The 6,230-nt window shown below is 55.8% G+C and carries 5 protein-coding genes and 3 pseudogenes; 4 read left to right on the top strand and 4 right to left on the bottom strand.

Going from position 1 to position 6,230, the window contains the following annotated elements; genetic code table 11:
* The first annotated feature begins 315 nt into the window (after window positions 1-315).
* Window positions 316-1,155 (top strand): RHS repeat-associated core domain-containing protein, encoded by an 840-nt coding sequence (locus tag AC3WJP_RS28920; RefSeq protein ID WP_493724480.1) that lies wholly within the window; start codon window positions 316-318, stop codon window positions 1,153-1,155.
* A gap of 50 nt (window positions 1,156-1,205) precedes the next feature.
* On the opposite strand, the pseudogene AC3WJP_RS28915 reads toward AC3WJP_RS28920, so the two are convergent.
* A pseudogene (locus tag AC3WJP_RS28915) lies at window positions 1,206-1,526 on the bottom strand (formaldehyde dehydrogenase, glutathione-independent); the annotation flags it as partial.
* Window positions 1,527-1,650: 124 nt separating this feature from the next.
* Here AC3WJP_RS28915 and AC3WJP_RS28910 point away from each other — a divergent pair.
* A pseudogene (locus AC3WJP_RS28910) lies at window positions 1,651-1,923 on the top strand (RHS repeat-associated core domain-containing protein); the annotation flags it as partial.
* Window positions 1,924-1,961: 38 nt separating this feature from the next.
* On the opposite strand, the gene AC3WJP_RS28905 reads toward AC3WJP_RS28910, so the two are convergent.
* Window positions 1,962-2,258 carry a hypothetical protein gene (locus tag AC3WJP_RS28905; protein WP_493724481.1) on the bottom strand — a complete coding sequence of 99 codons (297 nt, stop codon included), beginning with the start codon at window positions 2,256-2,258 and terminating at the stop codon, window positions 1,962-1,964.
* A 400-nt stretch (window positions 2,259-2,658) separates the two neighbouring features.
* On the opposite strand from AC3WJP_RS28905, the gene AC3WJP_RS28900 reads away from it, so the two are divergent.
* Window positions 2,659-3,324, top strand: coding sequence for an RHS repeat-associated core domain-containing protein (locus AC3WJP_RS28900; RefSeq protein ID WP_493724479.1), 666 nt, complete (start codon window positions 2,659-2,661; stop codon window positions 3,322-3,324).
* Between the two features lie 89 nt (window positions 3,325-3,413).
* Here the strand turns inward: AC3WJP_RS28900 and AC3WJP_RS28895 are convergent.
* Window positions 3,414-3,730 (bottom strand): annotated as a pseudogene (locus AC3WJP_RS28895) (formaldehyde dehydrogenase, glutathione-independent); the annotation flags it as partial.
* Window positions 3,731-3,854: 124 nt separating this feature from the next.
* On the opposite strand from AC3WJP_RS28895, the gene AC3WJP_RS28890 reads away from it, so the two are divergent.
* Entirely contained in the window at window positions 3,855-4,664 is an 810-nt protein-coding gene (locus tag AC3WJP_RS28890; RefSeq protein ID WP_493724478.1) for an RHS repeat-associated core domain-containing protein, read from the top strand.
* 171 nt (window positions 4,665-4,835) lie between these two features.
* Here AC3WJP_RS28890 and fdhA read toward each other — a convergent pair whose 3' ends face one another.
* Window positions 4,836-6,035, bottom strand: a complete 1,200-nt coding sequence (gene fdhA, locus AC3WJP_RS28885) for a formaldehyde dehydrogenase, glutathione-independent (RefSeq protein WP_493724477.1) — start codon at window positions 6,033-6,035, stop codon at window positions 4,836-4,838.
* Window positions 6,036-6,230 lie beyond the last annotated feature (195 nt).

The raw sequence follows: 6,230 nt of genomic DNA, 5'->3' as shown, positions 1-6,230 counted from the left end.
TAGTCATAAACATACCCGTTTGCCTATCCCTTATCTTAAGGGGGGAACGGTGTCCTGTCTTTCATGGGGCTCGTTCAAGGAGTCAATCCGAGTCCACCGTCGCTGTGGAATGCTTTGCAGCAAGCCCGTTACCCCGCATTGGAGTGATGCGCAGGTGTCGCTGCCAGTCGATAACGCAGCGGGGCCTTACCGCAAACGTGGCAAGTCTTCCTAAAGATGCGGGTGCAATCCACCACCTTCACCTATCAGATCTACTAGTACCGCTAGCGCGAAACCCGGTTGAAACTGAAGGCCCTGGATCCCGGAGATATCGACATGCCCAGACAACAGCATTCCCCTGCCCTCCTCGCCTCCGATCAAAGCGCTTCGGTGATCCAAAGGCTACACGGAGAAGGCCGAAGATTAACGAACTATAGCCCCTTCGGCTTCCACTTCGGTGATCTCGCGGGGATATCGATAGGGTTCAATGGACAGCCGTATGACCCATCGGTTCAGGGCTATTTGCTAGGGAATGGTTATCGCGTTTTCAATGTCGTTTTTCAGCGTTTCAACACCCCAGACAGTGTCAGCCCGTTTTCAACCGGGGGCCTCAACGCTTATGCATACTGCGCAGGAGACCCAATCAACGCGTCGGATCCGAGTGGACACACATGGCTATGGCTAAAAAAAACCTTACGATTTTTTGGCGCCATGTCGGAAAGTACTACAGGGGCTAGTAGGTCAACACCTAGAGTACTTATTGCGACAACGAATATTTCAGAGGATGCTCTTGGTGTGGCTCAAGTCGCAATTTCGCCGACCCTTCAAAGGCGCGCCGACCAGATACAACGTCTTGAAGCGGTTATTACGAATAGAAGCGAAGTGGGGCTAAGCAATGTTGGGCCGCGACGTCTGCTGCAGCAAATTCAGCGGCAACAGCCGTCCTGGATACCAACATTAGTAGCGAGAACTCCACAGGCCCGCAGCGGGCTCCGCCAAGCTTTTACCGCCCCCGACCTTACTGACAGACTTCCTGCATACCGTTCGCGAGAGAATGTTCCAGGGCTTGAACTGATAGATAACTCGGGCTTGCCGCACTATTTAAGCCTTCAACATATTAACGATGATATTAAGCAAATTCGGTCTAATCGGGGGCAAACCCTCTCGCTACGGTAGTGGATGGTCAAATAGTGAAGAAGCCCGGACCGGGGCACTGAGCTAACGTCTCATGCAGCGCTAAAAAGCCTATGCGAATCAATCACAAACTTCTTCGGCACTTCCGCATCGAACTCGCCATACCCCTGCGGCGCCTGATCCAGGCTGATCACCTGCACCCCCACCACCTCGGCGATATTGATCCGCCCCCACACGATTGCCCGCATCAACTGGCGGTTGTATTTCATGGTTGGCGTGTGCCCGGTATGGAAGTTGTGGGATTTCGCCCAGCCGAGGCCAACCGAAGCGAATGCTCAGGCTACCCAGCTTTGCTGCGGCGTCGACCACGCCCGAATCTTCCGTGACATAGAGCCGGGAATGCCGATCTTGCCGGTCGCGCTGACGTCGCATTACCGGGCAAGGGCGTGGCCAATCGGCCATACCTATCAGATCTGCTAGTACCGCTAGCGTGAAACCCGGTTGAAACTCGAAGCTCACGATTCCGGAGATGTCGACATGCCAACAGATCAGCAGTCCCCAGTGCTCCTCGCCACCGACCAAGGTGCCACAGTTCTCATGCGCCTGATGTGGCAAGGCATTATCCCCTTCAATTACACTCCCTTCGGTCACTTATCCTCAGACGAACCAGGCTCGCGCTCATCATTTAACGGCCAAATGCGTGAAGGCCTGCTACCGATCTATTTGCTCGGTCAAGGCTACCGCGTATTCAATACCGCACAGCAACGCTTCCACAGCCCCGATAGCCTGAGCCCGTTCGATGAAGGTGGGTTGAACGCTTATGCTTACTGCTTAGGCGACCCGGTGAATCAAATAGACCCCAGTGGCCATTCACTACTGAGTAAATTCCTTAGTCTATTTGGCAAAAGCGCGAAAAAAACGGGAAGAAAATCTGGAAACATCACCACGATATCCGTAAACAAAATAAATAGCCCAACGTCCCAACATTCTTCCAAAGACGTCTTCCGCACAGCAAGCCAAAACGTAGAATCCCCAATAACCCCGCGGTCTTCTTCAGTTTTTTCCACTTCATCTTCTGAAGCTGCCATGGGCGTACAAAAAATCAAAACCGCCCCCGTAAAGCCTCCAAGAAAAGTAAAAGGCATAGTTGAAATATCCGGGCAAAACCCTGACGACAGCCCATTCCTATGGCGCCCAGCATCGTCTCGCGCGCCCATCCTTAACCAGTCCAAAATCAATACAATTTTCCCGCCAGGGTTTAGCGGCCCTACTCACGGATCAACTCGAACCGTGAGGGTGGGGCGCAACGTACCGTCGGGGGCGCCCACTTCGACCGGAAGCGGAATATCTGCCATACGGGAAACCAACAGCAATGTACCTTATCGATAGCTCAGGGTCGCCCAGCCTGGTCTCTGGGCGAGATCGCCAGACAGTACACTGGGGCCTGGAAAAATTTGAGGTATTGACATGCGAACCCAATCAGCACTCTCCTCGCTCCTCGCCACCGACCAGAGCAAGTCCGTGCTACACACTGGACACTATTTCATGACGTACAGCCCGTTCGGGTATTGTCGGAACCTCATGGCTGCCGCGTCTGGATTCAATGGCGAGGTGTTCGATCCCGTCATGAGTGGGTATCTCCTGGGTAACGGCTATCGGAATTACAGTCCTGAAACACAGCGTTTTCACACCCCAGACAGCTTGAGCCCGTTTGCTGCTGGCGGGATCAACGCTTATGTTTATTGCGAGGGGGATCCGATCAACGCTGCAGACCCGAGCGGTCACGGAAGGATCTTGAAGTTTTTCAGAAATATATTCTCCCGAAAATCAAACCTTGAAAAATCTTCGAGCTTGAAAAGCGTTTCTGCCGACGTCACAGCATCATCCAGCCTAATAAAAAAATCCAAGAGTACTTCGGCGTTGAACAGCGCCCCTAATGCAGTATCCAAAACAATATCCGCCCCCAGCACCTCAAAAAATGTCAGATTCAAAAACAGCACCCCCGTGAACACTGTCAACAATCCTGCCTCTGCAGGCAAGGGGCCAAACGTTGAGCACTATCAGAGGGAGATGTTCTTTTTCGACGGTGAAACAATGCAATCACGCCTGATAACCAGCGGCACGGAGGGGAAGCACAAGGGGTCACTATTCATTACACAGAACCTCGCCATGGAGGATTTCCGCAAGAGAATAAACAGCGTGCGCCAGTGACTCGATCGTAAGCGACAGTATCGCGGGCGTCGGCTTGGTATATTCCAAGCCGACGTGCGTCATCGGGGGCAAGCCCCCTCACTACATTTTTACGCAGCGCTAAAAAGCCTATGCGGATCGATCACAAACTTCTTCGGCACCCCCGCATCGAACTCGCCATACCCCTGCGGCGCCTGATCAAGGCTGATCACCTGAACCCCCACCACCTCGGCGATATTGATCCGCCCCCACATGATCGCCTGCATCAACTGGCGGTTGTACTTCATGGTCGGGGTTTGCCCGGTATGGAAGCTGTGGGATTTCGCCCAGCCGAGGCCGAAGCGAATGCTCAGGCTGCCCAGCTTTGCTGCGGCGTCGACCACGCCCGAATCTTCCGTGACATAGAGCCGGGAATGCCGATCTTGCCGGTCGCGCTGACGTCGCATTACCGGGCAAGGGCGTGGCCAATCGCCCCTACCTATCAGATCTACTAGTACCGCTAGCGCGAGACCCGGTTGAAACTCGAAGCTCATGATTCTAGGGATTCCGACATGCCCACAAAACAGCAGTCCCCAGTGCTTCTCGCCACCGACCAAGGTGCCTCGGTGCTCCATTATCTGGGCGCCGGGTACGCCAGACCCATCGCGTACACTCCATTCGGTTTTCACATCCCGGAGCCTGGTGGTGTTTTGTCGGGATTCAACGGCCATGTCTTCGAGCGAATGACACTGGGCTATTTACTCGGCAATGGATACCGGCACTTCAGCCCTGCTCAGACGCGCTTTCCCAGCCCGGATGACCTGAGCCCTTTTGACGAAGGCGGGCTGAATGCCTACGTCTACTGTAAGGGCGATCCGCAGAATTATACCGACCCTAGTGGCCACGCTAATATCTGGAAAGGTATCAAAAATTTATTTGGCAGACAAAGCTCCATTGCAATTTCAAAAGAACTTCAACGAGCCAATCGCGCTGTAAAAATTGGTCCTAAAGGTCCTCTACATTCAATCTCATCGACGATAGCTAAATCCAGCCAGGATGCAGCTTCAGCCATCAAAAATATCACAGCCAAAGGAGCACCTAACAATTGGGCGGAGGTCGCTCCCAACGATGTACTCCTGGGCAAATTGTCTGCAACCCCCGAGCTACCAGAAGCCCAACTAACGAGAGAACAATTAATGGGAATACAAAAACAATTCAGACAAGCAGCCAAAGCTAAAAAAACAGCTCGAGCCGAATTAAAGCAGGCTTGGCGCGCTGACCAGTGGCGCAAATGGCTCGGAGGTAACCTTTATGACGTTGGGATTGCAAAAATCAGAGATAAAAAGCTTCACGAGAGTAAGTTCGCTTACCTAGATTACTAACCCGCCGCAGCACGCTGCCTCGACATCAAGCGCGCATTTCAATTCGGCGGGCTAACATCCCCCAGTGCCATCACCTGCCCACCTGCTTGAAGGCAGGCAGGTGCTCATTGGAGGAAAGGCCACCGATGTGCTGGCGAAAGGCACCCAAGTGACACGTCCCTCCCTACCAGGTCACGCAGCGCTAAAAAGCCTATGCGGATCGATCACAAACTTCTTCGGCACCCCCGCATCGAACTCGCCATACCCCTGCGGCGCCTGATCCAGGCTGATCACCTGCACCCCCACCACCTCGGCGATATTGATCCGCCCCCACATGATCGCCTGCATCAACTGGCGGTTGTACTTCATGGTCGGGGTTTGCCCGGTATGGAAGCTGTGGGATTTCGCCCAGCCGAGGCCGAAGCGAATGCTCAGGCTGCCCAGCTTCGCCGCGGCATCGACCGCGCCCGGATCTTCAGTGACATAGAGCCCGGGAATGCCGATCTTGCCCGCCACCCGTACCACGCCCATCAGCGAGTTGAGCACGGTGGCCGGGGCTTCGGCCTGGGCGCCGACGTGGCCGTGGCCGCGTGCTTCGAAGCCGACCGCATCGACGGCGCAGTCCACTTCCGGCTCGCCCAACAGTGCGGCGATCTGTTCGTGCAGTGGTGTGTCGGTGGACAGGTCGGCGATTTCGAAGCCCTGGGATTTGGCGTGGGCCAGGCGTGCCGGGTTGACGTCACCGACGATCACCACCGCCGCGCCGAGCAAGCGTGCCGAGGCGGCCGCCGCCAGGCCGACCGGGCCGGCACCGGCAATGTAGACCGTGCTGCCCGGGCCGACACCCGCCGTCACGGCGCCGTGGTAGCCGGTGGGGAGGATGTCGGAGAGGCAGGTCAGGTCGCGGATCTTCTCCATGGCCTTGTCGCGATCCGGCAGTTTGAGCAGGTTGAAATCGGCATAAGGCACTAGCACGAACTCGGCCTGGCCGCCGACCCAGTCGCCCATGTCGACATAACCATAAGCACCGCCCGGGCGGGCCGGGTTGACGGTCAGGCACACACCGGTGTGTTGTTCCTTGCAGCTGCGGCAGCGGCCGCAGGCGACGTTGAAGGGTACCGAGACCAGGTCGCCGACCTTGATGTGCTCGACGTCACGGCCGACTTCCAGCACTTCGCCGGTGATCTCGTGGCCGAGCACCAGGCCGACCTGAGCGGTGGTGCGGCCGCGGACCATGTGCTGGTCGGAACCGCAGATGTTGGTGGAGACTACGCGCAGGATGACCCCGTGTTCGATGCGCTTGCCGCGCGGGTCCTGCATTTTCGGGAAGGGGATAGATTGCACCTCGACCTTGCCGTTGCCGAGATACACCACACCACGATTATCAGACATGCGTTCACCTCTATTGTTTTTGGAAAAGAGTGTTACTGGCTTGCTTGGATCTACTGCTGTGAATGGCGGTACGGGATTGGCGTTGTTAATGGCAGTGGTCAATCCCGTGCTGCTGTGTTGAATGTCAGGGCGCCTTCGCGGGCAAGCCCGGCTCCCACAGGTGTAAGACGATCCATTGTGGGAGCCGGGCTTGCC

It is taken from the genome of Pseudomonas sp. GW821-FHT01A09, assembly GCF_058986725.1.
The sequence above is the reverse complement of the archived record's forward strand: the minus strand, read 5'-3'. Positions and strand labels throughout refer to the sequence as shown.

What these genes read in the sequence shown, in the direction of transcription:
- AC3WJP_RS28905 (WP_493724481.1), bottom strand. Translation starts at nt 2,258, where the DNA reads ATGCCTTTTACTTTTCTTGGAGGCTTTACGGGGGCGGTTTTGATTTTT.
- AC3WJP_RS28900 (WP_493724479.1), top strand. Translation starts at nt 2,659, where the DNA reads ATGACGTACAGCCCGTTCGGGTATTGTCGGAACCTCATGGCTGCCGCG.
- AC3WJP_RS28890 (WP_493724478.1), top strand. Translation starts at nt 3,855, where the DNA reads ATGCCCACAAAACAGCAGTCCCCAGTGCTTCTCGCCACCGACCAAGGT.
- AC3WJP_RS28920 (WP_493724480.1), top strand. Translation starts at nt 316, where the DNA reads ATGCCCAGACAACAGCATTCCCCTGCCCTCCTCGCCTCCGATCAAAGC.
- fdhA (WP_493724477.1), bottom strand. Translation starts at nt 6,035, where the DNA reads ATGTCTGATAATCGTGGTGTGGTGTATCTCGGCAACGGCAAGGTCGAG.